At 72.8% G+C, this 2,154-nt stretch carries 2 protein-coding genes and 1 pseudogene; all 3 read left to right on the forward strand.

Annotated features, from left to right (window positions below; all coding sequences use genetic code 11):
- Nucleotides 1-100: 100 nt before the first annotated feature.
- Complete coding sequence (locus ACIQOV_RS38560; protein ID WP_401055457.1) at nt 101-640, forward strand: hypothetical protein; 540 nt, start codon at nt 101-103, stop codon at nt 638-640.
- A 115-nt stretch (nt 641-755) separates the two neighbouring features.
- Nucleotides 756-1,718 (forward strand): LysM peptidoglycan-binding domain-containing protein, encoded by a 963-nt coding sequence (locus ACIQOV_RS38565; RefSeq protein WP_401055458.1) that lies wholly within the window; start codon nt 756-758, stop codon nt 1,716-1,718.
- A gap of 151 nt (nt 1,719-1,869) precedes the next feature.
- Nucleotides 1,870-2,154: pseudogene (locus ACIQOV_RS38570) on the forward strand (hypothetical protein); the annotation flags it as partial.

Consider the following 2,154-nt stretch of genomic DNA (forward strand, 5'->3'; position numbering starts at 1 on the left):
GGGATCAGGGCACCCGAGAGGACCGGGCCGGCTGGAGCCGGCGCTGGTGGGCTCCATGTTGCCGAGCCCCGCCGCGAACGGGGCATCCCTGGAGGACGAGATGACCGACCTTGACCTGCCCGACCTGCCGCCCGCTCTGGCGGCCCGGCCGCGTGACGAGAAGCGAGGTCTGCCGATCCCCGTCGTCAACATGCACGACGGCGCTGTCGACTTCGTGACCATCAACGGCACGGTCGCCCTACGGCTGGCCCTCGGGCGCCGGTGCTCGCTGTGCGACGAACCGCTGGCGGGACCGGCCGCGTTCCTCGGCGGCCCGAAGTCGGCGGAGTCGGGCTACTACTCGGACCCGCCGATGCACGAGGCCTGCGCACAGGCCGCGCTGATGCTGTGCCCGCACATCGCCCGGCCGCACGCCCGCCGCGCCAGCGAGCGGCGCCTCATAGAGGACGCCTCCATACCGGTCGGGTTCACCGAGGAGAAGCCCGAGGAGTGGGTGATGGTCATCGCGTCCGGCTACATCGTCGGCTCCACACCCGCCGAGAGCGGCGGCCTGGTCCCGCTTTTCCTGGTGCCTGACCGGATACGTGAACGCCGATTCGGCTACCAGGACGGCGTGTTGACCGAGACGGCCGCCGCCTGACGGCGCGACCTTAACGACTGGCTAGGCCTAGCGTCCCGGCACACCAACCAACCCGACCAGGGGAGGAAACCGTGCCGACCATCAACCGGGCCGACCGCGGGCGGGAGGCGAGCCGATGAAGCTCGTCTCCCGCTCCGAGTGGGGCGCGGCCGCGCCCACCGGCTCCTACACCCGCATCGGCTCCACCCGGGGCGTCAAGATCCACTACGAGGGCGACGCGGTCCCCGGCGGCCTGCTGGGCGACCACGGCCGATGCGCCGGCCACGTCCGCGACATCCAGCGCGCCCACCTCAACGATCCGAACGAGGACTGGATCGACATCGCCTACAGCTTCGTCGTCTGCCCGCACGGGTGCGTCTTCGAGGGGCGAGGCCTCAATCGGAAGAACGGTGCGAACGGCAACCCGACGTTGAACGCGGGCCACTACGCGGTCTGCGCGATGGTCGGCACCTCGGGGATCACCTCGCCGACCGACGCGATGCTCGACGGCCTGGTGGACGCCATCGAGTACTGTCGGGCGCAGGGCGGCGCCGGTGGCGAGGTCCGCGGTCACAGGGACGGCTACGCGACGTCCTGCCCGGGGGGTGAGCTGTACTCCTGGGTGCAGCGCGGCGCGCCCCGGCCCGGCGGCGGTGGCGGCGGGACGCCCGCGCCCGAGCCGTCGGGCGACAGCGCCGGCGTCTACACCGTGCAGCCGGGCGACACCCTCAGCGCGATCGCCGGGCAGCTCGAGACCGATGTGGCGCAGCTGGTCGCCCTCAACGGCATCGCCAACCCGGACCTGATCCAGGCCGGGCAGCAGCTCCAGGTCCCGGCCCCGCCATTCCCGGGGCGCGAGCACTTCGTGCTGGGCGCGCACAGTCCCTACGCCCGCCAGCTGCAGACCTGGCTCCAGGCGGGCGACTGGGGTCCGCCGTACGGGGTCGGGCCCAGCGAGGACATGGAGCAGCTGGACCTTCGGAAGGTCGCGGCGCTCCAGGAGCACTACGTCGGCGACCTCGGGCCGGCGGACGGGCTGACCGGGCCGTTGACGTGGCTGTACGCCTACCAGACGGCGCACGGACTACGGGGCCGGTAGGGGGCAACTTGGTTGCGGGGCGGGCGCTTTGAGTGCCCGCCCCGAACTCAAAGTTACTAGAGTCTTTTTATTTGACTCAGGTCTGTTTTGTGCGAGGCTGGTCCTGCCAGCCGGGGACCGCGAACCCCCGGCCCGACGAAGGAGATAGCCCGTGACCGACACCGCCCCCGCCGAGGCCCCCGCCAAGGACGGCGCCCGCCGTCCCCGCCGAGCGGTGACCCTGCGCCTCGACCTGCGGACCCTGGCGGCCCTGGGCCTGGCCGGAGCCGGGTTCATCACCGGCTCGCTGGTGATGAGCCGCCCGGCGGCCGCCCCGGCCCCCGCCACCCAGCCCGCCCCGACTCCGATCGTGCCGAGCCTGACGGCCGCCCCCGTCCAACTGGGCACCGAGGCCCCGACGGCCCCCGCCCAGCCGACTCCGGCCCCGGTCCTGGCC

Source organism: Kitasatospora sp. NPDC091257, from assembly GCF_044757675.1.
GTDB lineage: Bacteria > Actinomycetota > Actinomycetes > Streptomycetales > Streptomycetaceae > Kitasatospora > Kitasatospora lactacystinica.

Coding starts and splice junctions, on each gene's coding strand:
- ACIQOV_RS38560 (WP_401055457.1), top strand. CDS start 101: ATGACCGACCTTGACCTGCCCGACCTGCCGCCCGCTCTGGCGGCCCGG.
- ACIQOV_RS38565 (WP_401055458.1), top strand. CDS start 756: ATGAAGCTCGTCTCCCGCTCCGAGTGGGGCGCGGCCGCGCCCACCGGC.